This is a genomic window from Actinomadura syzygii (assembly GCF_008085905.1).
Taxonomy (GTDB): Bacteria; Actinomycetota; Actinomycetes; order Streptosporangiales; family Streptosporangiaceae; genus Spirillospora; species Spirillospora syzygii.
Window position 1 is genome coordinate 635,298 of record NZ_VSFF01000001.1, and the last position, 23,695, is coordinate 658,992.

The window sequence follows — 23,695 nt, forward strand, 5'->3', positions numbered from 1 at the left end:
CAGGCACGATCAGGCCCAGGTCAGAGACCAGCCCTCTGACCTGGGCACTGAACACTCGTCCGCCGATCAGCGCTCGATCCCCAAGCGAGATCAGACGCGAATCACCTCGCAGTGCGCCGGTTCAGTCCGGGACTCCGAAAAGGTCTTTCAGGTCGTCGGCGTACTCCCGCACTGAACGCGTTGTGGGGTGCTGCGCGCCGAACGCAGCTGATGCGCGTTCTTCGGCTCGCGCGATCGCCGCGAGAGCTTCGGCGGCCCGTCTCAGATCGCGGTGCGCGGTGGCCAGGTCGCTCAGAAGTCGGACGACGGTGAGGTGGTCGGGTCTCGGCGCGGCTTCAGCGATGGCCAAAGCCCGCTCCAACAGCGGCAGCGCGGCAGCGGCCTGCCCCAGATCCAGATGCGTGTCGGCCAGGTTGCCCAGTCTCATGACAACGGTGGGGTGATCGGGGCCCAGCGCGGCCTCGGCGATGGCCAACGCCCGCTCCAACAGCGAGAGCGCTTCGACCGCCCGTCCCAAATCCTTGTAGGTGGTGGCCAGGTTGCTCAGCAGGGTGGCGACGTCGGGATCATCGGGCCCCAACGCGCCCTCGGCAATGGCCAAAGCCCGCTCCAACAGCGACTGCGCCTCACTCACATGCCCCAGTACGCGGTGCGCGGCTGCCAGGTTGCCCAGGCCTCTGGCGATGTCGGGATGGTCGGGACCCAACACGGCCTCGAATATGCACAGCGCCCGCTCCAACAGCGGCAACTCGTCGGCGGTCTGTCCCAAATAGCGATGAGCGGCAGCCAGGTTGCCCAACCCGATGGCGACCGCGAGATCGTCGGGACCCAACACGGCCTCGATAATGGTCAACGCCCGCTTCAACAGCGGCAGCGCAGCAGTGGCCTGCCCCAGACTTAGATGCGTGGCGGCCAGGCTGGCCAGTTGGTCGGCGACGGTCGGGTGGTCGGAGCCCAGCGCGGCCTCGGCGATGTCCAGTGCCCGATCCAACAGCGGCAACGCGGCCGCGGCCTGCCCCAGATCAAGGTGCGTGACGGCCAGATCGGCCAGGTGGTCGGCGACGGCGGGGCGATCAGGGCCGAACGCGGCCTCCACGATGGCCAGCGCCCGCCGCTGCAACGGCAGCGTCTCAGCCGTCCGCCCCAACGCGCGGTGCGTGGCGGCCAGATTCCTCAACAGGGTGGCGACCATGGGATGGGCAGGGCCGAACGCGGCCTCGGAGACGGCCAGCGCCCGCTCCAACAGCGGGAGTGCTTCGGCCGCCCGTCCCAGCTCGCGGTACATGCCGGCCAGATTGCTCAACAGGGTGGCGACGTTGGGATGGGCGGGCCCCAGCGCGGCCTCGGTGATGACCACCGCCCGTTCCAACAGGGGGAGCGCCTCGGCCGTCCGCCCCAGATCGCTGTACGTGGAGGCCAGATTGCCCAGTCCGACGGCGACGTTGGGATGGGCGGAGCCCAGCGGGCCCTCGAAGATGGCCAGCGCCCGTTCGAACAGTGGGAGTGCCTCAGCCGCCCGTCCCAGACGGCGGAGCGTCATGGCCAGGCCGCCCAGACGGATGGCGACTTCGGGATGGCCAGGGCCGAGCGTGCTTTCAGCAATGGCGGTCGCGGTGGCGAACATGGAATTGGCGCGTTGGTACTCGCCCTGCACATTCAGGAACAGGCCCGCCTCGTGCAGCACCGAACCGAGTCGCTCGGACGAGCGGGACGGTGAGGCCGGTAATGCGGCGACCGCTTCGACATGGACGATAAGAGAACGCCAGGTCGGCCATCCGGTCACATCAGACTCGGCATTGTCGGGGATGGCCGAGTGGAGCCAGTCGAGGGCAAGGTCACGGGCCGCACCGAGTGCGTGCTCTTCGCCTGTGTCCTCGCTACGGGACAGGACGGCGGCTCGGGTAAGGCGGTGCATCGCCACCGCCTCGTCGGTCAGGTCGATCATGCTGTGAGAGGCCAGGACTCCCAGCGCTTCGTCCACGGCCTCGGTGGTCTCCTCGTCGCCGCCGCCCAGCATCAACCGGGGAATGTCGGCAGGGGCGTACTGCGCCAACACCAAAGCGAGTTCGGCCGCTACGGGCGCCTGCCGGTTGAGGGCTTCGAGGGTGATGTCCCAAAGGCGAGCGATGGTGGCCTGGGCCTTGTCGCCATCGGCGGACTTGGCGTAATAGCGGCCCGGATACCGTTGTAGCAATCCCAAGTAGCGGCCCAACGTGATGCGCGTCTGACGAATGTAGGCAGCGGCCTGATCTAACGCCAGCGGCAAATAGCCGAGTTCTTCGGCGATCGCCGAAGCCGTCTCCCGGTCGCCCGCGGCGGTTTGCCCGCTGATGGTGGTGATCAGTTCAGCGGCCGCCTCCGGGTCGAGCAACCCCAACTGCAACGTTCGCGTAGTGCCTGGCCAGCGCACGTCCCGGCGGCTGGTGATCAGCGCGTGCCCGCCCTCCAGACACCCCAACAACCCGGCGACATGGGCCGGGTCGGTGACGTTGTCCAACACCAGCAGCCATTCCGGATGCGCCCGTAACCAGCCGACCGCCCACGCCGCCGCATCCTCGGTCGTCGCCGCCCGCGCCGCATCCTGAACCAGATGACGGGTCAATCCGGCCAACCCCGCCTCGACCTGCTGCGGATTCTCGGCGGTCACCCACCAGACCGCCCTGTACCTCTCCCGCGCCCGGTCGGCGTACTGCAACGCCAACTCTGACTTGCCCACCCCGCCCATCCCATAGACGGCCTGCGTCACCACCACCGTCCCCGCGGCAGCGGCCAATACCTGCTCTAATCGCCGGTAATCGTCGTGCCGTCCGACGAACACCCGCGTGGCCGGACGCGGCAACCCCACCACCCGCGCGACAGGCCGCACCGACTCCGGCGCCGGAAGCGACACCGCGGCCCGCGTGATCTCATCCCCGGTCCTGACGCTGCCGAAATTGACGCCGATCCCCGGTGACCGATCCCCGGAGGTCCGCACGTGTCCCGCAGGCATGTAACCGGCCCGCCGCTCAACTCTCGCATCGCCGTCGGTCATGCCCGGTCACTGCAGGAAAGTGTTGCCATCACCGGTGGCGATAACGCCGTAATTGGTATGCACCGCAGGAGATCGCGCCCCAGTCGTCACCACCCGCGTCCCGTCGCCGGGGGCGTCCGACATCCACCCCCGTACCTGCGCCGCCAATTCCGCATCCGCAACCAGGGTCTTACGAATGGCCTTGCGCAACGCCGCCTGATTGTCACCATCGTCAGGATCATCGATCACATCGGCCAGCGCCTCGGGCACCTCCTCACCCTCCGCGCGGACCCCGAATATCCTCTGCGCCAGCCGCCGCCCGAACCCCACCGTCGCGTCGGCCGCCTGCTCCTGCGTACGTGCCAGCACCGCACCCCCGTACGCGCCCGCCGCCGTGGTCACGTACTGGGACACGTCCCCCGCTAACCGCACCAGATCCCCGGACATCCCCACGCCCTTCATAAAACGGCCACCACTGACCGTCATCTAGGACGTTAGACGCACGAACCCCACCTTCCGCCAGCAATCACCCCCTCCACGACCGAAACCGGCCCACCGACCTCTCAGATGCGGCAGGGGGACGTCGTTAGTGGTGGTCTGTGCGTTGCCACGGAAAGGGGGCGAGATCGGGTTCGATCCAGCCGGTTCTGGCCGGTGAGGAGGCCAAGGTCGCCGAACGGTAGAAGCGGACCAGGAGGCGTTTGTCGAGCAGGGCGGGATTCCGGTCGACAAATGCAGCGAAAGCGGCTTCGTCGTCTTCGGCTGCGTGATGCCCGACGAGTTCGACCCAGGCCCGGCTCACGGTCGCATGGTATTTCTGGGGCACTTTCGCGTAGCGGGCGGTGCGCTGGATGCCGTCGCTGACCAGCGCGACCGCCGCGGGCACTCCAACCCGTCGCACGGCCAGCCACGTCAGATGGACATGCTCGCGGTGGCCGAACCGCTCAGCGGTCGCCATCACCTCGGCCATCAACCCATCGAAGTCCGGCGCACCGACGGAGTGCTCGTCGGCGGGACGCGCGGTCATGACCGAACCTCCGTCAAGGCTTGCAGCGCGGTACGCAGGTGGGCGATCGCGCCGCTCGGCAGACCGTCGAGCGCGCGGTGCTCCACGTCGGCGATGGCCCGCCGGATCGTGGCGGCGGCCACTCGTCCGGACGGGGTGAGCTCGATGAGCACCGCCCGCCGGTCTCCGGGGCGAACGCCGCGGGTGATGTGGCCGCGTCGTTCCAGGCGGTCCAGCACGCTGGTGAGTGTGGTGGGACGGGTACCCACGGCCGCGCCGAGCTCGGACACCGTCCGGCCCCGCCCGTCACCCAGATTCGCCAACGCGTTGATCTCGGAGCTGGTCAGGTCCAGATCGACGAGCTCAGCAGAGAGCACTTGCAGAGTGGCATGGGTGGCCCGCTGCAAGGCGAGCAACGCCGACCACTCAGACGACACGCTTTCGGACTTCACGATTCCGTACAATACGATTTCGTAGCATCTACCGCGACCCCTGTGGCGTCCATCGAGGTCGCTTCCCGGCATACGCCTGTGGTGCCGACCGGCCACCCGCGTCGCCGCCAAGCTCGCCATCTGCGTGCGGCCCTTCATTGCGGAACGTTGGAGAAACGTCGCCTTTCGCGCCCTCGCTGGGACAAGAGCGAACCGTGACCTGCCTGTGGCTTTTTCTCTCATCGGCGCGGGGACGGTCCAGGAGCATCGCTGCGTTCGGATGCTGCGCCATGCCGGCGCGTGGCGCGGCAGCCGAGGAGGAACATGAGTCGGACACGCACACGCCGGGTGGCCATGTCGGGAGCGCTCGCCGCAACGGCCGCCACCATGGCCATGCCTCCTGCGGTCGCCTCAGATCAGGCCGACCCAACGCCGCCAAGCAGCGCCGCCGCTGCGAAAGCGTCCAGCAAACCCACTCCCCGACCGCCCCAACTCCCGCGCAACTTTCATGGGACCGGTAAATATATCGTCCGGGATCTGGGCATAACGGTGCCGTTCACCTGGACGGGAAGAGACGGCGACAGCCAGATGGTCGCGGGAGGTCCGCGCTACCCGATCTGGTTCACGAACCTCATCTACCGGAACTCGCTCTACACGCTGACCTATAAGTGGCCCGGCCTTAACGACCACGAATGCTCGCAAATCCCAGGGTTCAACCTGGGCGCTCTAAATCAGAAGCTTAGAACGTCGCGTTTCGTCGGACGGGAGACCTTGCACCTAAATTCGCAACGCCATGTTAATCACTGGAGGGTCGGCGTCGTCGTCCCGCAACTGCCTCCAGGGAAGTTCCTCCGGTTCCCACTAGCGCTCGGCGACATCTACGTGGACCAGAAGGATCCGACAACCTTCTGGCAGGTCCTTCAATTCGGCGTCCAAAACCTTTTCGACCCCGAGTTGGACGAGTGGCTCAAGATGAACACCTTCAAGCACACCCCGGGAAGAGTCACGCTCCCCGCCCAGTGCCCACCACCACAGCCCCGCCAACGCTGATCGTCCACGCCCAGCACCCCCGTGCCATCTAAGCCCAGGCTGCACTGAACGCCATCCGAAGAACACGCCACGGACTGGATGGCTCAGAGCTTTCCATTCGCTGGACGCGCGAAGACCCCCTGCGGCTGTCGCATGAATGGTCTGGTGTTTTCGGCCGCCCCATCTGCGCGCAGGACGCCACCAATTCGAGTTCGTCGGCCGCTGACCTGCGGTCCCGCGAGCCTTCGCGCGTCGGCGGTGCTGTCAAGTCTTGTTTTCCTTATCGGCAGCGCTTAGAACGATCATGCCTCTTGCGTGATCCCCGGGGGGCGTCCGGCCGCTGGTCTGGCGCATCACGCTCCGACCGAAGGGACCTCTCATGAGGAGTTCTCGCAAGCCGGGGAAGGTGGGGCGGCGAGCACCGTGGCTCGTTCTGTCCGCCGCGCTCGTCCTGAGCCCGCTACCCGCACTGGCTCAGGGCGCGACACCGAACGGCGGTGTCTCCCCCGACCGTCAATCCAGTAGTGAGCAGAACGGCGTGGCGCTCATGCGCGTCATCGTTCCGGATCAAAAGGCCGTCGACCAGCTGAACGACCTCGGCGTGGACCTCGCCGAATACACCCGTCCCGTGGACGGCGGAATCGAGGTGCACGCCGTCCTCAGCCCGGCGGAGACCAAGGAGCTGAGGAGCAAGGGCTACGACGTTCGCGACGCCATTTCCGACCAGCAGGACGTGACCAAGCTACGGCAGGAGCGCGAAAAGACGCTCCGCTCGCTCGCGCAGGACGGGCAGACGGCCGACACCCTGACCCCGCTGCGCGCCGAATGGTTCACCAGCCTGGAGGGGCAGCGGTTCCTGTCGATCGAGGTGAAGACGAGCACCCCGGACGCCACGAACATCCTCACTGCGACGTGGAACAACGGCAAGGACACCGAGCCGGGCTCCGGTGGCACCGCAACGATGTCGCGCTTCACCGACGCAGGCCAGTACATGTACCACCGGTTCACCTCCCCGCTGGCAATCGACTCCGCGCCGACGAAGGCCACCATCACCAGCAGTTCGGGCGGCAGCGTCACCGTCCCGGTCAAGGAATGGCTGGGCAAGCCGCGAAAGGCTCCGGGCAAGCACTACGTCAGCGACTTCGTCGACCACTACATGGATCCGACCGAGGTCTACGGCAGGATCAACGGGCTCGCCAAGCAGTTCCCCAAGCTCGCCGAGATCGTCGACCTGCCGAACAAGACGAACGGGTACCGCCGAAACGCTCAGGCTCAGTTCGGGACCGCCGCGGCGAGCACCTTCTATGTGACCTCGAAGGCGTACGGTTCCGACGGCGGCAATGACATCGAGCTAACGCTACAAAAGGCCGACCAACCGTCCGCCCCACTGTCGGTGTCGGTCGACGGCAAGAACGTCACCGTCACCCTGGCAACGGACGCCGACGGTGCGGCGACCAGCACCGCCAAGCAGGTCGTGGACGCGCTGAACGCCCACGCCGGCACGCTGCTGAGCGCGGACACCTATCGCGGCGACGCCGGTTCCGGTGTGGTGGCCGAAAGCGCCGCGACGAAACTCACGGACGGCCTGAAAGCCCCGGCGTCAGTGTCGCGCAAGCCCTTCCAAATGCAGGCGTTGCGCATCGGAGGCAAGCGGGACGGTTCGAAGCCGGGCGTTTTCCTGTACTGCCAGGAGCACGCTCGCGAATGGGTGACCCCGCTGACCTGCGTGGAAACCGCCGAGCGGCTGCTGCGCAACTACCGGCTCGACCCGGCGACGCGCAAGATCGTCAATGACCTCGACATCTTCGTCCTCCCGTCGGTGAACCCCGACGGCGCGCACTACAGCATGTACGACTTCAACATGCAGCGCAGGAACATGACGAACCACTGCGGCCCGGCTGAGTCCGACCCGGGGAACCGCAATTCGTGGGGCGTCGACCTCAACCGCAATTTCTCGGTCGGTTCCTTGTTCGACGGGTACAGCGGCGCATCGGCGTCCTGCCGCAGTGACGTCTTCGCCGGACCCGCCGAACTGTCCGAGCCCGAGGCCAAGAACGAGGTGTGGCTGACGCACCGGTTCCCGAACATCAAGTTCGCGATGAACACGCATTCCTACGGCGGGTACTTCATGTGGCCTCCGGGGGCGTACAAGGTCCCGGGCCGCGAACTGCTGCCCCGGGCGGACCTCGGGACCGAGAGCTTCTTCTGGGCGTCGTCCGACCACATTCTGAACTCGGTGCAGAGTTGGCGCGGCACGGCCATCTGGCCGGGACGCACCGGCCCGGTGCCGGACGTGCTGTACTCCGCGGCGGGTAACAGCGCGGACGAGCACTGGTACAACCGCGGCATCATCGGCTGGGACTTCGAGGTCGGCGCGGACATCTGGAACCCGGCGACCAAGCGGTTCGACCCGGTGGGCTTCCAGCCGCCGTTCGCGGAGGGCCACGAGGAGGCGATGGAGTTCGCCAGTGGGCAGATCGGGATCCTGGAGGTCGCGCGGGCCTATGCGTCCGACAAGGCCCCGCCGAAGTCGAAGCTGGTGGTCGACGGCCGCCAGCCGGGGTCCACGACGTTCACGTTCACGACGAGCGAGCCCGCCACGGTCTACTACACGCTCGACGGCAGCCGTCCGACGCTGAAGTCGCCGAAGCTCACGGCGGCGGGCACGCGCGAGGGGCCGGAGAAGCTCAAGGTGGACAAGAACACCGAGGTCAAGTGGTTCGCGGTCGACATAGCCGGCAATGTCGAGAATCACTACAACCCGGACGGCGACCGACAGAACTACCGGCACCAGTGGGTAACGGTCAAGAACTGACCCACTGAGCCGCGACCGTGGCCGCCTGCCATCACCGGCAGGCGGCCACAATCGGTTTGAAAGATGTCGCCATTGCCGTAAATGATCAGCTTTACCAGTTCTAGATTCGATTGGCCGGGCCATCATATTGCCCTGTCGATCACTATTCCCAGTGTTTGCAACCAGAGTCGCATGTACCGCATCCCCGCCGGGCAACGTGATCAAGAAAAGCGATGCCGGACACCTCCGGCAAAACGCCAAAATCACTTGTTCGAGGGAGAAAGAATGAGGAGTAGTGCGCGTACCGGCATGGCGGTCGCGGTGGCCGGGGCGGCGAGCGGCCTGATCATGCTGAGCGGCGGCGCCACCGCCCTGGCGGCGACCACCGCCGCATCGCCGGAGGGAGGGCCCACTGCCGGCGACATCTGCCGTTACGAGGTCATCGCGCGGGACGGGCTCAGGGTCCACGAGACGCCGCGGGGCAAGGTGATTCCGCCGGCGCTGAAGTTCGGCACGCGCGTCGACGCGGACTGCAAGACGAGCCACGACGGCTGGGTCGAGCTGCACGGGGGCGTGCCGGTGAGCCAGCGCCATGGCTGGGTCTTCGCGAAGTACCTGAAGCTGATCAAGCCCGTCGGCGGCGTCTCCGCCGGTGGCGGCGGCACCTCCGCGTCGGCGAACCCGATGCTGGCCGGTGCCGGCATCGGCGCACTCGTCCTTGGCGCGGGCGTCGCTTTCTCCGCGCGGCGCCGCCAGGTGAGGAACGTCGCCTGAGGGACGGAGCGCACCATTCGGCGGTCGGCCGGCCACGCAGTGTGGCGACCGGCCGTCGTCTCCTACCGCCTACCGGCATTCCGCCGCATTCGAATTGTCGGCCCATTGGCAAGGAGCATGGTTTGCGCTGAACGCGAGAATTCCATGGTGCTGGCGGGCTCTGATAGGCCATCAGTTAGGGGGAGAAAGTGAAGATGAGAACGTGCACCGGCACAATGCTCACGGTTGCGGAGGCCGAGAGCGCTCTGCCGCCGCGTCGCGCTTGGCGGCGAGTCCGCTGCAATACGAAGGGTCTCGGGTGAGTCCATGAGCGAAGCAAAGCGAAGCGGCCGATCGGTCCATCTGCGGTACTGGCTGGCCGCTGTGATCATCTCGACGGGCGTCGCCCTGTGCGTCGTCGGGTTCCGGCTGACCGGCCCCGACACACCACCGCGACCGCCCGCATCGGTCGCGGACATGCCCATGGACGCGGCCCCGAACCCGGAGCAGGCGCTTCCCGCATCCGTCCCGAAACGGATCAGGATTCCGTCCATCAAGGTCGACGCACCGGTCGTCCCGGTCGACGTCCAGCCGGACGGGGCGCTCGGCGTACCACCCCTGAGCCGCGTCGACGAGGTCGGCTGGTACAGGGCCGGGCCGACGCCGGGCGAGAACGGCCGCGGCGTCCTGGTCGGCCATGTCGACTCCAAGAAGCAGCCGGGTGTCTTCTACAAACTGGGCGCGCTGCGCCAGGGACGCCGGATCGAGGTCGTCCGCAAGGACGGCACGGCAGCGGCCTTCCGCGTTGACGGCGTCAAACTCGTCTCCAAGGACAGGTTCCCGAGCAAAAGCGTCTACGGGAAGGGAGGCGGGCCGGAACTGCGCCTCGTCACCTGCGGCGGCCGCTTCGACCGCAAGCGTGGCCACTATGAGGACAACATCATCGTCTACGCGTCCCTGATCTCCGGCCCCCAGAACGCCCAGAACGGGGGCAAGCCGCTCAACTAGCGAGCGGTGGACGCTCATCTGCTCCTGCTCCTGCTCCTGCTCCGCGGCGACCGACCGTACAGTCACCCACGCACCTGCTCGACGCCAGCCTCGTCCAGCGCCACTGTCAGCACCCCGCGTTCGCACTCCCTCAGCAGACCTTCGCCCACGGTCCGGAGGGTTGGTGGTGGAGCAACCGCTTCGGGCACGCCCAACACAAGACCTTGAAAACGGCATAGTGGCTGCCACCGACCCCGGGAAGCGGTCGTCCGTCCCGGCGGCGTGGTTACCTGAGGGGCCGCTGACGCTCAATCCTTCAAAAGGGAGCCGTTGACCTTGCCCTCTCTGGCCTGTACATAGCAGAGCACCTGGCGGTACCCGGCAGCCCACGCAACCTTCGTCGAGCGGTTGAACCCAAGCGTAAGACGGGGAGGAGGTGGCGGCAGAGGCGTGCGCAACTTGGCCTTCGCGCGTCGGCACACGTCCTCGGCCTGCGCAATGAATGCCCGGTCCCCAGGATAGGGACCTGGGGGCGCGTTGTAGATGTGCAGGATCTGGCCGTCGTGTGGCGAGTCGCAGGGCAGGACCACGCTTCTGGCGCTCAGCTCGTCCCCCTGGAGGTCAAGGCATTGGCCCACATGGACGGAGGGAGGCGCGGCACCTGGAATCGACAATGGCGCCCCAGACTGCCGATCGGCTCCCATAGACGCCGAAAAACTCAGCCGTCCAAGGGCGAGCAAGGCTACGAAGAGCGCGGTCCAGGCGGCGAAAGCCACGATGCCGCCGATGGCCAGGTTCCGGCCGTTCTCACCCGTACGCCGGATCCGGAAGAGTGCGACTATGCCGAGCACCAGCCCGACCACCGAGAGGCAGCCGAGCAGCCCGGTGACCAGAGCGGCGATCGCCAGCCCGGAGGTCTTGGGCCGGGCGGTCGGGGTCCATGACTTAATAGTAATAGGTTCGCAATCTGAAGCCTATGAGCAATAGCATCCCCGTTAACCGGTTGTGATCGCTGACCAGCCCGCCACCGCCATGGACGGCCCTGACCTGCATCAACCCTGACCGCGACCGAGCCGTCCGCCCTACGCTCCTTGCGTGCTGCCAGCCATCCCTGGGTGAGTGGGACGGCGTCGCCGTCGCGGCTGAAACCAGGTCGGCGTCACCGCGATTTCGGGTTCTCGGCGGCGAACTGGTCGGCGGTAGACCAGTGGCCTCAGAGCCAGTCCCCGGGCGGCCGGTTCGTGGCAGAGTGGCGGGATGCCTGGCGCGCGGTACGGGATGGATGCGCCCTACGGGTTCAGCTTCGTGGGCCTGGTCGTCTTAGGGTTCTGGGTGACCGGGCTGGTGATGGCGGTCACCGCCGATCTGGCCGCCGCGCTGCCCGCGCTGGTCTCCGGCACCCTGCTGGCGGGATGCCTGGCCTTAAGCCTGCACGCCACGCTGCGCGGCAAGTTCCTGGTCTGGCGGGACGTGCTGGACGAGTTAGACCTGCGGGGCGACGAACGGCTGCTCGACCTCGGCTGCGGACGCGGCGCCGTCCTGTTAGCCGCCGTCCGACACCTCCCGGAGGGCCGGGCGGTCGGCGTGGACTTGTGGCGCGGACGGGACCAGTCCGGCAACACCCCGGCGGCAACCCTGCGCAACGCCCGCGCCGAAGGCGTCGCCGATCGCGTTCACGTGCAAGGGGGTGACCTGCGCAGACTCCCGTACGCGGAGGCGAGTTTCGACCTGGTCGTGTCCAGCCTGACGGTGCACACCATCCGCGGCGCGGAAGCCCGCGCCCAAGCGATCGCCGAGGCGTACCGGGTGTTACGGCCGGGCGGCCGCCTGCTCATCGCCGACCTGGCGCGGACCCCCCGCGAGTACGCCACGGTGCTGGCCCGCCTGAACGCCCAGGACATCCGCGTACGCGGCCTCGGCTGGCGCGCCTGGTGGGGCAGCCCGTGGGTCCCGACCCGCCTCCTCACCGCCCGCAAACCAGCCACCCCCTGAACACCCCACCGGCACGATCCAAGACCCACGGTCACCCGGCATCCGATGAGCACCGTAAGTAGCCGGACGTGGATTTTCACTGCTTAGGACGATTCCGGTCTCCGGCGGAGTGACTTTTCCAAGGTCTGTGCTCGAGCTCTGGAGAAGGCAGAATTGGTGGTCGGTGCGACCCACGTCCATGACCTCCGCCACACGGGCAACACCCATGCGGCACCGTGGCTGATGAACAGAAGCGGCCCAGAGTCAGTGATGAGCCACTGGCCTGGACCTTTAGGTGCGAGCGGGTGACGGGAATCGAACCCGCGCTGTCAGCTCGGGAATAGTCCCGATCCCGCCTGCAGGGCCCACTGAGCTGGCCTAGCGTCGTACCGCAAGTGACCGCGAATGCCCCTTGATCACCCTGGCTAATGGCCCGCTAATGGCCCGCCGCGCCACCTCGCGACCTGCACGTATGGCAGCGCGCTCAACCCGCGACCGGCCTGGGCACGCGCCGCTACCGACGCGCCAACCTGTCCGGAGAATGCTTCCGCGCGAACGCGCGCACCCCGTGACAGACCGATTCGCGCGGGAGCGCCCTCCGGCTCCAGGAGGGGTCTGGGGAACAAGGGGTTCCCCAGTAGCGCACGCGCAACCGTTCCCCCGAGCCGACTATGACGGGTGCGATGTCCCCGCCATGGGCGCGGCCGGTTCTGCCGAGCCTCCCTCTGACTCCCAGCTACGCCCGGACGCAGATTGGGCACGAGTGCCGCCCTCGTGCAGACCGGGGGGACCGTCATTCTCTACGGAGCTGGATGCTCCGGAACCGGCCGCGCCTGCGCGCACGGTAACGGACGCCTATGACGTCGGGCGGTGGCGCGACCCCGGGCAGACGGTTAGCCGACGGGCAGGCCCGGCCGCGCCGCCGCCCCTTGATCTCAAGCTGCCGAATTCGGCAAGCCGTCTGACCCATGGCAAGGGCGGGGCTGTCCAGCATCGTCCACCCATCAGGACATGCATGAAGTTCTGGACGAGACGTCGTCCACGTCGCTGCCGCACGAACCCTGCTGCGGGTCCGCATCAAGGGGCGCTGCCCAGCCGGGCTGAGACAGGTTTACGGATCACCACCCGGAACTTTGATCATGTGGGCGTCTAAGGCGGAGAGGGGCATGGGTATCGGGACTCCACACACCTGAGGAGTCCCATGAACTTTCACCTTCGGTCTCTCTACACATGTGCGGTGGTGGCGGGCGTTTTGCCGCTAGGCGGGGGCATGGCCATGGCAGCCCAGTCTCCCCCGCCCGCTCGGGAGACCGCGAAGACGGCCCAGGCCACCGACTCGGCGGCATGCTGTGTCCGCGGCTGCGGAGAGTGCGGTCCGCGGGGGCCCCGCGGACCGCGAGGCCCCCAGGGTCCGAGAGGGGAAACAGGCCCCCAGGGCCCTTCGGGCGAGCCCGGCCAGGACGGAGTCATCGGCCGGCAGGTCGTTCAGGCGCAGTTCACGAACCCGCCGACCTCGTCCACCCCGCAGACCGTCACGTGCCCCCCAGGCAAGGTGGCGCTGAGCGGCGGATACCTCATAGACCCGAGGATCACGGGCCCCACCGGTTCCCGGCCGTCCGGCACCGACGGCTGGGAGGTGACTCCGCCCGGCAACTACGGCTTCCCTTTCGACTTCACCGTCTATGTGGTCTGCGCGAACGCCGACACGGCGGCCTGAGTCGCAAGTCCCGTGTGCGAACGGACGAAGCAGCGTGCGGCGACAGTACCTCGAAATGGACAGCGGAGACATGATCGTCGGGCCCACGAAATCACGGGCGGGCGTCCGGACGGTGGCCCTTCCGGCGGCGATCACTCCGGCAATCAGGGAACACCTGGAGCGGCACACCGCCTCCGACCCGGCGGCCACGGTCTTCACTGGGGCGAAGGGTGGTGCCCTGCGACGGGGCAACTTCCGGTGACCTGGAAGCTCCAGAGCTACGCCTGATCAACTGACGGAAGGGTCGGCCATCGCGTCCTGGTGGCCGACCTTTCGCTTCTTCGCCACTGGCAGGCGGACGGGCGACGCAGCGCGGCGGGACCGGACGGAACAGGCCGCACGCCCGGCGCGCCGTGGCTGGCGCTTCGGTTGTCTGGCCGCCCGGCTTTCTCCTGTCTTTCTGGCTGTTTAGACGTCTAGGCGTTCGGCGGCGTCGAGCAGGTATTGGGGCAGTTTGGAGCGGGCGTCAAGGATCTCGATGCCGATGACGCGCCCCTCGGCGTCGAAGTCGAGATTGACCATCCCGTCGACGTCGACGGGGTCGCAGGCGTACATGCGCGCCGACTTCGTACCGGCCTGGGTGGGGTCGACGAGGTAGACGTAAGCGGCGTTGGCCTGCTGGTCGTAGGTGACTTTGACTTCTGCCATGGGCTCCCCTACTGAGCGGCCCTCACGTTGAAGAGGGCTCGCATGGTCGCGGCTCCGGCCGGTCGGTAACTTCCGCAAGCTGGACTCCGGTGAGCGCCGGCTCCGTTACACGTCAAGGGCGGAGTCATGCGGCGCTTCCCTCAAATCTTCGCCACTCGCATGGAGGCGGAACGGACGCTGTGGAAGCTAGCGGACGACGCACATGCGGACGTAATCCGAGATGATCGGCTGTTCGCGTTCATCCTGCTGGCCACGTTCGCAAGCCTGCGATGGAGCGAAATCACGGCGCTTCGCCGCTGCGACCTCGACTTGGTCAACCAGACCGTGAGCGTTCAGCGCGCCTTCGTTGAGCGATCCAACGGGGAGATGATCCTCGGTCCGCCCAAGTCCCGCGCTGGCATCCGGACGGTCACGATCCCGGCCCTCATCATCTTCTACTTGGACGCCCACATGGACAAGTACACCGGGAGGGAGCCCGATGCCCTGATCTTCACGGGGGGCAAAGGCGGGCCGCTCCGCCGTAGCGGCTTCAACGAGCTCACGAACTGGAGGCACGTGGTGGAGGCGCTCGGCGTCCCGAACCTGTACTTCCATGACCTTCGGCACGCGGGCAACACCCTCGCCGCCGACATGGGCGTCTCGCTGCGCAACCTTATGGCGCGCATGGGGCACGACAACGAGCGGGCCGCCGTGCGCTATCAGCACCGGTCGGTCAAGGGTGACCGCGCCATCGCGGACGGGCTTAACGAGGTCGTCCAGGCAGAGCAAGATCAGGACGACGAGGGGAGGACGGGGCGGCCGGAGCGCTGGTGCCGGTGGCCTAATTGCACGCTAATTGCACGGCACCTGCCAACGGGAAAACGATCAAGGCCCAGGTTTCAGGGATCTATCCCCTAGCCTGGGCCTTCGTGGTGGGAGCGGGTGACGGGAATCGAACCCGCGCTGTCAGCTTGGGAATAGTTTCGATCGCGCCTGCTGGCCTAGCTGACCTGGCGTTGCGACCTACCGCAAGTGACCGCGATTACCCCTTGATCACCGTGGCTAATGGCCCGCTAATGGCCCGCAGCCAACCGGCTGACCTGCGCCGAACCGACGTTCCCGCTTCACGATCGCCCGGTCTCTGCCGCTCCCACATGACCTATTCATTCCGAGTCTCACGAGCGAGATCCACACCCGTCCAGATCCATCCGCTGACCTGCTAGACAGCTCCTCCCGGATTCCGCCATCGTCCAGGCTCGTCCAGACCCGCTGTTAGCACCCGCGTTAGCCAACGCACGTGAGACCTTCGATGCGAACCACCGGCACCCCTGGCCCGTCACCGCGTCGCCCAGGTCGTGACGGGTGCCCGCCGTAAGCTCACGTAAGCAGTTGTGAGGGGCCGTTGCTGTACTTCCGTGCTGTACAGCAGCCCCCCCGTGCTCCCGCCTGGGCCCGGCCCCACTCGATATTGGCTCCCCTAGTCATGCATCCGCGTTGTCCGAGGTCGATTCCGACCGGCGTCGGCGCCGACGCCGGTGACGCGCCACCTCCGTGACCGCTCCTGCAAGCACCACTCCGGAGGCGATCGCCTCCAGGAGGTTCGCGAGCATCGGGATCGCCTGTTCCCACATGGTGGCTTCCTTTGAGGTGATGGCCGGATACGGACAAGCCCCAGGAGACCGTATCCGGCCACCTTTGGAAAGCAAATCCGTTCGATCGCGGCCAAAATCGCCCCAGCCAGCGGCCGATTCGCGTACACTCGCGGACAGGTTCGGACATGCTCGGACACTCTGAGAGGCGCACATGGATGAGGAACCCACCACAGACGACTTCGAACTGGAGACAGTGACCACGCGATTGGAGTTGGCCAGCTACCTGCGACGCTTGTACGCGCGAGCGGATCGCCCTTCTCTGCGTGAACTTGAACTAGCATCAAAGCACAGCAAGCAAGTGCTCTACCGTTCAACAGTGTCTGACATGCTTGCCGGTAAACGGTTTCCTCGTAGAGCCGTATTTCTCGCCTTTGTGCAAGCCTGTGGCGTCCGCGTTGACCGCATACCGCCTTGGCGCCGCGCCTGGGAAAGAGCAGCCGAGTCGGAGATGAATGGTCAGTTGACCGCGCACTTCGAGAGCACGCGAACACCCGCAACTCCAGATCGAGAAATCATAAGCATCGCCGAACGGCGTGCCAGTGAAATCATCTGGGAAGCAGAACTACGAGCCGAACAGATTATCAACCAAGCCAAGAATAGTGTTCGCAACGAGGATGCCAATGCATCGCCCCTACCTGAAAGTCGGAGTCATCAGGAGCCTCGCCTTAGCGAAGGGGATGTGACCCTATTGCGCGAGATCGCCTCGGGGCGCACCGCAGATCAGGCTGCACATCGCCTTGATTTGAGTGCGCGGACGCTTCGCCGACGCCTGCGCAATATCTGCGACCAGCTAGAAGTGAACACTCCTATTGAGGCGGTCACATGGGCAGTTCGACAAAAACTCATCTGAGTTGTTACTAATAGCGAGCCCATTGACTGCGTCCACCGCAACAAGAGTCGGTGACTTGATGCCGAGTATTTCGGAGTAGGCTGGTTTGGCCGTCTGATCCGTAGCAAGATCAGAACTGTCCAACGCCGTCTCCACAAGTCCCATGACCAGCCCCGCGCCCTCTCACGCATCCACACCCGTCCAAGATTATCCAAGCCTGCTGTTAGCACCACCGTTAGCACGCACGCCCGACCCGGAGGGTGCGCCCGCGCGAACGGCGAGACGGCGTGACAGACCGATTCGCGCGGGCGTACCCTCCGGCCCGCGGGGGGCTGGGGGTCGCGAGGCCCCCGCTTCACGCTCGTCGAGCCATTGACCCCATCGAGCGCTACCACTTCGATGCAGACCCCTGGCCCCTAAGGCCCGTTTCGGCCGATCCATGGTGTTCTGTCTACCCGACGGGCATGATGTGACCGTGATCGATGAGTGGGGTGACACCTGGCCCACAATCCAAGTCTGGGTGATCAACGAACGGGCCAGCGTGGAACTATCGTTCACACCGCTGGCCCCGCTGGCACTCCCCGATCCTTCAACGCCGCCCTTCGAACTAGCCGCGCCGCTATCGGACTGGCCCGCAGCTCTCGCCCGGCTCGGGTCCGCGACCCGAGCCGCCGTATGCGAACTCACCGGCGTCCACCGCTACGAAGATGCAGTCCCGGTGCTTTACGGCGACAACCCGCCTCAGGTTCCGCGTGGCACGTCCTGGCCGAAACTGCCCTACATTGCGGAACGCGATAGCGACGGCCAAGTCGAACGGCTAACCCTGGGCGCACCCAAGTACGCTGAAAACGGCAGCCGGGTCCGTGGCAAGGTCATCCGCGCCAAGATTCCAGGCGCCAGCGTGGTGCCCTTTCCCAGCAACCTGGAAGTCGTCCGCGCTCTAGACCTGGCAGTGAAAGACGCAGCGTACCTGCTCACCGGTCACGATGATGAGTTCGAAGCGCGGAAAGACCTCAACGCCCAAGCGCGCGCACAGACGCCCCGCGATGTGCCGCTCATCGGCCCAGCGCGCCCCAACTGGTGGACTGGCGGGCCAACCCAGTGGACCGCGCAACCCAAGCAGCGCACCCCCGACTGGTCTGAGGCCGGGCCACGTACCGTGTCCGGTGGCGCGCCAGGGCTCGGCAAGCGCCGACGCTGACCGGTAAGCGGCGAGCCATATCGCATGACAGACCGCTTCGCGGGGGGGTGTGCCCTCAGGTCCGCGGGTCCAGGACGGCACAGCTCCCTGGTCGGAACTCGCTAGCCACTCTCGCTCATCAGCCTTCGTCTCATTCTGCGAACATCCTCTAGCGTGATTCCCGCAGGAGAAGGTACATCAGGCCGAGAGAGATCCTTAGAGAAGAACATAACTTCCATGCCTTTATCTGCCTTGGCGGCGCTATAATTTAGGAAATACTGAGTCGAATTGCACTGCTCATACAATTGCATGATTTCCGGGACTGCATCATAAGAAACAACCCAAGGGCCCGGGTGAATCTGAATTTCATGCGAAACTTTTACATGGTCTTCATGGGTGTAAAAATTGTCATAAAGTCGCGCACCCTTGAAATAGTAAGGTGGATCCAGATACAGCAATCCACCTTGTCGCGTCTGCTTTTCCTTTTTAATCAAGTCAATAGCATCAAGCATGGAGAGCGTGATGTCAGGAGCGCGCTCGGCGATCTTATTCACACGCGCGACAAGGCTTTCTCGATTAAACCGCGCATCGATCTTCCATTGACCAGTTTGCTCATTTCCCCCGATAACTCCCCCAGAGATTATCCCAGACCTGTTCGTGCGATTTAGATAGAAGGTAGAGAAGGCAAGATCAATTCCCTCGGTGTCTGGATCCAAGTAGATGTTGCGCTGCTTCTCCCATTCTTCCATGGACAAGGGGGCACTCGTGATTTTGGCACACAGTCGATCTGGGCAAGTCAAGACCGAGTTCCAAAAAGCATGGAGGCCGCGATTGAGATCGTTGATGTGAACCTGGCTCACATACCCCTCAAACAGAAGCGAGAGTGCGATACTTGCACCTCCCGCATAAGGCTCCACGTATCGCACTCCCGATAGATCATTTTGAATTATGAGTATCTTGAGAAAGTTGGCAATCTTTCCCTTTCCTCCTGGGTAACGAAGTGGAGAGGCGTAGCGGCGGCTAGAGCCATTGGATTGCACGGTGTAATGATCACTTCTTCCAGAGAGCGGACATAAATGGTTCGAGTTCGTCCCAGGCGAGCCTAAGTTCACTCGGAAGAGGGAAGACATACTCGTTGTGAACATACTGGTTGAAGGTAATCGTTGACGCGCTGAACATGCCGACACCGTCGGCAATTTTTGTGACTGCCCTCTCCACCTGCAGGCCGATTGCGCCATTGGCTCGCAGATATTTGGCTAGCTCCTTCAGCTTCTTGGCCAAAGGTGTGTTATTCTGCTGCACCTCCGACATAAGCTGATTTATTGCGATGTAATAATCAACGCTGAGTTCCACGAACACCCTCAAGCTGACTGCACAGGCGTTGGCAAAGTCGTCTACGTTCAGCCGACTGAGTTCGTGATATAGGATGTTGATCCGCGCCTGAGGTATCCAGAGCGCACAGCTAGCAGGAATAACGGAAGGCCGATCCCGCTTCAGCTTTACGCGACTCTTGGAAGCTCCTTTGGAAGTGGCTGGGTCTGTCCCGCCAGGCGGATCTGCAGGTCCGGCGGCGGTAGCGTTTTTTCCTGCGTCGCTCGTTACCTCGGTCGACTTGTTGGAGGCAGCGCCACCTGAGGCGTCGCCTACGCCAGGCGCCGCCGAGTCGTCTTCGTTCTCGGATGCATCTTGGCTCCCTACCTCACCGACCACGAGGTCCGCCAGTATCACTGGCTTATCGAATCGCTTCGCAGGATCTGGAAGGTCCCTCGAAGCGAAGCGATTGATGTAGTCTCCACGCTGCGGAGCGTGGTACACGTCCGTGACCTTGATTCTACCGCTGCGCAAGTCTAGTACAACTTTTGAAAGCCCTTTCAGGGCCTCTTCTGCAGGATAGTGTGTGTACACGATCCCTTTTATAATCTCGATTCCCAGGCGGCTCTTCACGGGGCCCGCCACCACAACCCTCTGCAGGGTCGAGATGATCCTCTTAATATCTCCTGGCTCTGGCGGATAGAACTTGTCGACGAAGTCGATTACCTGCCCGGCAGGTGTCCTTTTAGCCAGACCACCGCGCCGACTCCTCCATCTAGCCTGTTCATTTGAGTCCCAACCAACTAGACCGGCACCGCCGTTTTCACCGGTGTGGCGAAGTTCGATCCAGTGATCAGCATCCTCTTCTGCCTCAAAGGCGATGCACCGAAAACTCCTGACGGGGTTCTCCTTGAAGCGCTCGGAGAGTTTAAGCAGGCGCTTATATCGAGCAGGGGTCAACACGTCCGCGAGGATCTTGGGCCTCGTCAAGGCCCTAACGACCAACAAGCGACGGTTCCCTTCGAGCATTCGAAACTTTCCAGGAACGAGTTCATCGGGAACGATGATCAGCAAGAAACTAGGGTCCATGCCGAAATCGACGATATCGTTTGCCAACTCGAACAGCTGATTTCCGAGGAGTTTCGCGAGCTCGATTTCGGTAGATCTCTGGTCGGGCTGAAGCGCACCAAGACGGGCGTTGCTCTGGTCCAGCAAGAGCTTGGAGATCGCGACATCTTTAGGCCGCGGTGTCGATGACCGGATGGCTGTCACAATGTCCTCCCTGCACTCGGTGCTCAGTTCCCACACATACTGTAACGCGATCAGATCGCTCAGACGACTGGTATTAGAGGATGGGACCTGTACATTCCCGCGGGCATGAAAGATGGCTGGCCCTCGCACGGCAATCTCTCAGTACGTCCGCGTCGGTCGGCCGGGACGGGTCGGCCCGGAGAGGCCGCATGCCCGGCCCGGACCGACCGGCGGCGGCCGCGGAGCGGGCGCCCTTGAAGACGTAAGGAAAGTTCTCATCCGGCGCGGGGCTGAGGCGATGAGCTGGGTTTAGCTGGCTTGTTGGTTGGCTTCGTGCCGACGGCGCCAGGCTGCGCAGCGTTCTACGTAGGCCGGAAGGTGCTCTGCCTCGAAGGCTTCGGCTGACCAGTCGTCGGGGCCGACGTCGGTGGCGGTGGCGCAGGCGTACGTCCAGCCGTGGCGGCCGTCGACCAAGTCGATTCGAACCAGCTCGTACACCGGGTCTTCGAAGGCGTCCAGGACGCGCCATTCGTCTGGGGTCAACCCGGTCAGGAGGTGGCCCAGTGCGGTGTCGTCTGCGGGGATGAGGCCGGGGTAGACGCGTTCGGGGAGGGTGGCGACGCGCCAGCCTTTGGCGGCGGCGGGTTCGTGATCGGGGACGCGGTCGATGAGGGCGAACAAGACCTCAGGGAACTGGAGGCTTCCGTAGACGAACAGGGCCTCCGGGTCCACCGATAGGCGGTCCTGCTGGCCAGAGGGCCGCGAGTTCAGTTGGGGTGATCGGGGCTCGGTATGCGGCATGGAGAACCTCCCGGGACACCTTAACGTCCGCCTCGGCGAGGGCCGCGAACCAGTCGAGCCCTGCCGGATAGGACCACATGTAGCTGCGGTGTTGGGGGTTGGTGCCACGGTCGGCGAGGTATCCGGCAATGGTCTTGTCGGTCCACCAGGGCACGGCGGTTTTGACGTAGTCGGCGCAGTCGATGGCCGGTGTGCCGTCGTTGAGCGCTCGGTGGATCTGGGCGAGGACGAGTTGGGTGTAGTGGGCGAGTCGGACGCGGGCGATGAGCACCTTGTCATCGGGGAGTAGGAAGAGCGGCCATGCCTGGGCGAGACCTTCGAGCATGACTTGCTGGGGGGCGTGGACGCTGAGTAGGCGTATCCACGGAACGTCTTGGGCGGCGGCTGCCGCGGTGAGGCTCGCGCTTTGGAGGCCGTGGCCGAGTACCTCGTGTAGGGCGAATTGGCGGGCGCCCGCTTGGGTGAACTCAACGTTGGGAAGGTTGAGGCGCAGGCGGACGTTCTGCCCGGCTCCGTCCAGCCAGTACGCCCAGTAGGCGTCTACTTCTGTGGTCTCGATGGTCAGCGTGTAGGGCGCGGTGCTGCCGGTGGCCTGGCGGACGGCGGACTCTAGTTCTTCGGCGGCCTGACGGATGGCGTCCGGGGCTTCGCTGACGTCCAGGACGCCTTCGGCTTGGCGAAGGTCGGAGTTGGTGCGGGTGCCCCAGGTGATGCCGAGGTCGGCAAGGGCGGTGCGGGCCTGCTCGGCGCGGTCGGCTAGGTACTGCTCGGGCCATCCGGCGGTGCCGCATCCCTGGGTTGCGGTGACGTAGTCGCTGAGCGGGCGGTGTTCGCCGAGGAGGGCTCCGAGGTAGGCCAGATCTGCGTCAAGGCGGGTCGCCAGTGGGCCGGTTGCGGCGGGACGGAGTTCGGCAAGCTTGCGGTAGACCGTGAGCCGGTCGGGGGCCGGCGCCGGGGCCGGGCCGCCAGGGTGACAGTCGAAGTCGATGATCGGTGCTTCACCGCGGTTGACCTCGTGGGCGTCCCACGCTCGGAGAACCGTTTCTATCTCGTCACGCAGACTCATGTGGGACGTCCCATCGCAGAGTGATGGCCTGGTTCGGGCGAAGGTAGTTGCGGGTCAAGGTCATTACGATGTCGTCGCCTTCGTAGTCCCATACGAGGTCATCCTCGGCGGAGTTCTCCGAGCCGTCCGGGTGCTCTTCGGACGCGGTACAGCGCAAGAGCTGCCCGGCGCCACGGTGGCGGACACGCAGCGTGTAGTGGCGCAGGTATCGCGGGATGGCTTGGCGCCAGTAGTGGTCTTCGACGAATTGTCCGCCGCTGACCGTGAATGCGATCGTGGTCGATTCTCCGGGTTGGATCGGCGGGGAGATCTGACATGCGAACTTCGACAGGTTCGCGGTGTCGTGAATGCGTTGGATCATGATGCGCCGTTCGGAGTCGGCGTTCGGGACAATCGTGAGGCGCTTCTCGGTGTTCTCGAACCAGACTTCCCGAGCAAGCCTGGTCATCGGCTTGTCGCTGAGGTTGAGCAACTGATGCCGGTAGATCAGTTGCGACCATCCGTCTTGGCCGATGTCGAGGTCTGCCGTCATCGACAGCTCAACGATGTTGCCGGAGAGCGCCGCCAGCTGGGTCGTCTCCTCCTCGTCGAGGCGTAGCACCTGCTGCAACTCCAACAGGCGTCGGCCAAGCTTCCGCGCCTCATCGCTGACGCCCTCGACCGTGTCGACCAGCGCGGGCGCGACGGTGGCGGGCGGCGTCCTCGCCATCCCCCATTCCACTTCCCCGGCCGGTGTCTGAAGCCTCTCATCAATGGCGGCGAGAAGGTCCTTGGCCTGCGCCGGAGCGTCCACGGGGATGGCCGCGGGACCCTGGGGCGGCGGCTGCTCGTCGGTGACGCGCTCGAACAGTTGCTCCGCCGTCCAACCAGGGAACATCTTCTCCAGAACGCGGCAATGGTCGGCGTAGGGAAGACCCTTCAGCTCGCCCGACATCCATCGGTGGAGCTGGGCGCGACTCGGGGCTTGGCCGACCAACACGGGATCAACCTTGCGGGCCGCCTTGTCATATTCGGCCACGAATGTCCGGTGCGTCTGCCAATGACGTTCCTGGATCAGGGCCTTTAGCCGCACTGATGAAGTGGTCATCTTCGCCCTTCCGACAGGCCGAAGTTAGCACGAGACGCGACACAGACGAGACGAGACGAGTACAAGGCGCACGAGAAGCGTCACGCTCGGTATCGCGACGCGACATGTCTCCCCGCGAAAGTCGTAGGTGTGATCGACAGCGGGACCGGCGAAA

The 23,695-nt window shown here is 65.1% G+C and carries 20 protein-coding genes; 9 read left to right on the forward strand and 11 right to left on the reverse strand.

All coding sequences use genetic code 11. The features are described from left to right. Positions 1–121: 121 nt before the first annotated feature. From FXF65_RS03125 to FXF65_RS03140, 4 genes are all read right to left on the reverse strand, one after another. Positions 122–3,031: a tetratricopeptide repeat protein gene (locus FXF65_RS03125; protein ID WP_148348122.1), complete on the reverse strand. Its 2,910-nt coding sequence runs from the start codon at positions 3,029–3,031 to the stop codon at positions 122–124. A gap of 6 nt (positions 3,032–3,037) precedes the next feature. After that, the gene (locus FXF65_RS03130; protein WP_222868343.1) at positions 3,038–3,496 is read right to left on the reverse strand and encodes a hypothetical protein; all 459 of its coding nucleotides are present in this window, start codon (positions 3,494–3,496) and stop codon (positions 3,038–3,040) included. A 100-nt stretch (positions 3,497–3,596) separates the two neighbouring features. After that, positions 3,597–4,037, reverse strand: coding sequence for a hypothetical protein (locus FXF65_RS03135; protein WP_148348123.1), 441 nt, complete (start codon positions 4,035–4,037; stop codon positions 3,597–3,599). Then, positions 4,034–4,468, reverse strand: a complete 435-nt coding sequence (locus FXF65_RS03140) for a MarR family winged helix-turn-helix transcriptional regulator (RefSeq protein WP_148348124.1) — start codon at positions 4,466–4,468, stop codon at positions 4,034–4,036. The genes FXF65_RS03135 and FXF65_RS03140 overlap by 4 nt, the downstream gene beginning before the upstream one ends. A gap of 333 nt (positions 4,469–4,801) precedes the next feature. Here FXF65_RS03140 and FXF65_RS03145 point away from each other — a divergent pair, with 333 nt between their 5' ends. From FXF65_RS03145 to FXF65_RS03160, 4 genes are all read left to right on the forward strand, one after another. Continuing rightward, complete coding sequence (locus FXF65_RS03145) at positions 4,802–5,497, forward strand: hypothetical protein (protein WP_148348125.1); 696 nt, start codon at positions 4,802–4,804, stop codon at positions 5,495–5,497. Positions 5,498–5,855: 358 nt separating this feature from the next. Beyond that, positions 5,856–8,291: a M14 family zinc carboxypeptidase gene (locus tag FXF65_RS03150; RefSeq protein ID WP_148348126.1), complete on the forward strand. Its 2,436-nt coding sequence runs from the start codon at positions 5,856–5,858 to the stop codon at positions 8,289–8,291. 288 nt (positions 8,292–8,579) lie between these two features. Further along, positions 8,580–9,044, forward strand: coding sequence for a hypothetical protein (locus tag FXF65_RS03155; protein ID WP_148348127.1), 465 nt, complete (start codon positions 8,580–8,582; stop codon positions 9,042–9,044). 306 nt (positions 9,045–9,350) lie between these two features. Next, positions 9,351–10,031 carry a class F sortase gene (locus FXF65_RS03160; RefSeq protein ID WP_148348128.1) on the forward strand — a complete coding sequence of 227 codons (681 nt, stop codon included), beginning with the start codon at positions 9,351–9,353 and terminating at the stop codon, positions 10,029–10,031. Positions 10,032–10,318: 287 nt separating this feature from the next. Here the strand turns inward: FXF65_RS03160 and FXF65_RS03165 are convergent, their stop codons facing one another. Further along, positions 10,319–10,966: a DUF4190 domain-containing protein gene (locus tag FXF65_RS03165; protein WP_342787275.1), complete on the reverse strand. Its 648-nt coding sequence runs from the start codon at positions 10,964–10,966 to the stop codon at positions 10,319–10,321. Positions 10,967–11,267: 301 nt separating this feature from the next. Between FXF65_RS03165 and FXF65_RS03170 the strand changes: the two genes are divergently transcribed. Together FXF65_RS03170 and FXF65_RS44350 are read left to right on the forward strand one after the other, a co-directional pair. Then, positions 11,268–12,002, forward strand: coding sequence for a class I SAM-dependent methyltransferase (locus FXF65_RS03170; protein ID WP_148348130.1), 735 nt, complete (start codon positions 11,268–11,270; stop codon positions 12,000–12,002). A gap of 1,531 nt (positions 12,003–13,533) precedes the next feature. Then, a complete protein-coding gene (locus FXF65_RS44350; RefSeq protein WP_222868344.1) occupies positions 13,534–13,698 on the forward strand; it encodes a hypothetical protein in 165 nt (54 codons plus the stop codon). Between the two features lie 447 nt (positions 13,699–14,145). Here FXF65_RS44350 and FXF65_RS03180 read toward each other — a convergent pair whose 3' ends face one another. Next, entirely contained in the window at positions 14,146–14,385 is a 240-nt protein-coding gene (locus FXF65_RS03180) for a DUF2283 domain-containing protein (RefSeq protein WP_148348132.1), read from the reverse strand. 159 nt (positions 14,386–14,544) lie between these two features. On the opposite strand from FXF65_RS03180, the gene FXF65_RS03185 reads away from it, so the two are divergent. The 3 genes from FXF65_RS03185 to FXF65_RS03195 all read left to right on the forward strand — a co-directional run bounded on the left by FXF65_RS03185 (position 14,545) and on the right by FXF65_RS03195 (position 18,046). Next, positions 14,545–15,282 (forward strand): site-specific integrase, encoded by a 738-nt coding sequence (locus FXF65_RS03185; RefSeq protein WP_187412060.1) that lies wholly within the window; start codon positions 14,545–14,547, stop codon positions 15,280–15,282. A 1,311-nt stretch (positions 15,283–16,593) separates the two neighbouring features. After that, a complete protein-coding gene (locus FXF65_RS45770; RefSeq protein ID WP_378233161.1) occupies positions 16,594–16,866 on the forward strand; it encodes a LuxR C-terminal-related transcriptional regulator in 273 nt (90 codons plus the stop codon). A 454-nt stretch (positions 16,867–17,320) separates the two neighbouring features. Beyond that, positions 17,321–18,046: a hypothetical protein gene (locus tag FXF65_RS03195; RefSeq protein ID WP_148348134.1), complete on the forward strand. Its 726-nt coding sequence runs from the start codon at positions 17,321–17,323 to the stop codon at positions 18,044–18,046. Between the two features lie 101 nt (positions 18,047–18,147). On the opposite strand, the gene FXF65_RS03200 is transcribed toward FXF65_RS03195, so the two are convergent. From FXF65_RS03200 to FXF65_RS03220, 5 genes are all read right to left on the reverse strand, one after another. Further along, on the reverse strand, positions 18,148–19,065 hold the full coding sequence (locus FXF65_RS03200) for a DNA adenine methylase (RefSeq protein ID WP_222868345.1): 918 nt from the start codon (positions 19,063–19,065) through the stop codon (positions 18,148–18,150). 10 nt (positions 19,066–19,075) lie between these two features. Then, the gene (locus tag FXF65_RS03205) at positions 19,076–20,608 is read right to left on the reverse strand and encodes a hypothetical protein (protein ID WP_148348136.1); all 1,533 of its coding nucleotides are present in this window, start codon (positions 20,606–20,608) and stop codon (positions 19,076–19,078) included. A gap of 288 nt (positions 20,609–20,896) precedes the next feature. Next, the gene (locus FXF65_RS03210; RefSeq protein WP_246198315.1) at positions 20,897–21,319 is read right to left on the reverse strand and encodes a gamma-glutamylcyclotransferase family protein; all 423 of its coding nucleotides are present in this window, start codon (positions 21,317–21,319) and stop codon (positions 20,897–20,899) included. Further along, complete coding sequence (locus FXF65_RS03215; RefSeq protein ID WP_148348138.1) at positions 21,273–22,454, reverse strand: hypothetical protein; 1,182 nt, start codon at positions 22,452–22,454, stop codon at positions 21,273–21,275. The genes FXF65_RS03210 and FXF65_RS03215 overlap by 47 nt, the downstream gene beginning before the upstream one ends. Further along, positions 22,441–23,541 carry a hypothetical protein gene (locus FXF65_RS03220; protein ID WP_148348139.1) on the reverse strand — a complete coding sequence of 367 codons (1,101 nt, stop codon included), beginning with the start codon at positions 23,539–23,541 and terminating at the stop codon, positions 22,441–22,443. Before FXF65_RS03220 ends, FXF65_RS03215 begins: the two co-directional genes overlap by 14 nt. Positions 23,542–23,695: the final 154 nt, after the last annotated feature.

Coding starts and splice junctions, on each gene's coding strand:
- FXF65_RS03125 (WP_148348122.1), bottom strand. CDS start 3,031: ATGACCGACGGCGATGCGAGAGTTGAGCGGCGGGCCGGTTACATGCCT.
- FXF65_RS03130 (WP_222868343.1), bottom strand. CDS start 3,496: ATGACGGTCAGTGGTGGCCGTTTTATGAAGGGCGTGGGGATGTCCGGG.
- FXF65_RS03135 (WP_148348123.1), bottom strand. CDS start 4,037: ATGACCGCGCGTCCCGCCGACGAGCACTCCGTCGGTGCGCCGGACTTC.
- FXF65_RS03145 (WP_148348125.1), top strand. CDS start 4,802: ATGTCGGGAGCGCTCGCCGCAACGGCCGCCACCATGGCCATGCCTCCT.
- FXF65_RS03150 (WP_148348126.1), top strand. CDS start 5,856: ATGAGGAGTTCTCGCAAGCCGGGGAAGGTGGGGCGGCGAGCACCGTGG.
- FXF65_RS03155 (WP_148348127.1), top strand. CDS start 8,580: ATGGCGGTCGCGGTGGCCGGGGCGGCGAGCGGCCTGATCATGCTGAGC.
- FXF65_RS03160 (WP_148348128.1), top strand. CDS start 9,351: ATGAGCGAAGCAAAGCGAAGCGGCCGATCGGTCCATCTGCGGTACTGG.
- FXF65_RS03170 (WP_148348130.1), top strand. CDS start 11,268: ATGCCTGGCGCGCGGTACGGGATGGATGCGCCCTACGGGTTCAGCTTC.
- FXF65_RS03180 (WP_148348132.1), bottom strand. CDS start 14,385: ATGGCAGAAGTCAAAGTCACCTACGACCAGCAGGCCAACGCCGCTTAC.
- FXF65_RS03185 (WP_187412060.1), top strand. CDS start 14,545: ATGGAGGCGGAACGGACGCTGTGGAAGCTAGCGGACGACGCACATGCG.
- FXF65_RS03215 (WP_148348138.1), bottom strand. CDS start 22,454: ATGAGTCTGCGTGACGAGATAGAAACGGTTCTCCGAGCGTGGGACGCC.
- FXF65_RS03220 (WP_148348139.1), bottom strand. CDS start 23,541: ATGACCACTTCATCAGTGCGGCTAAAGGCCCTGATCCAGGAACGTCAT.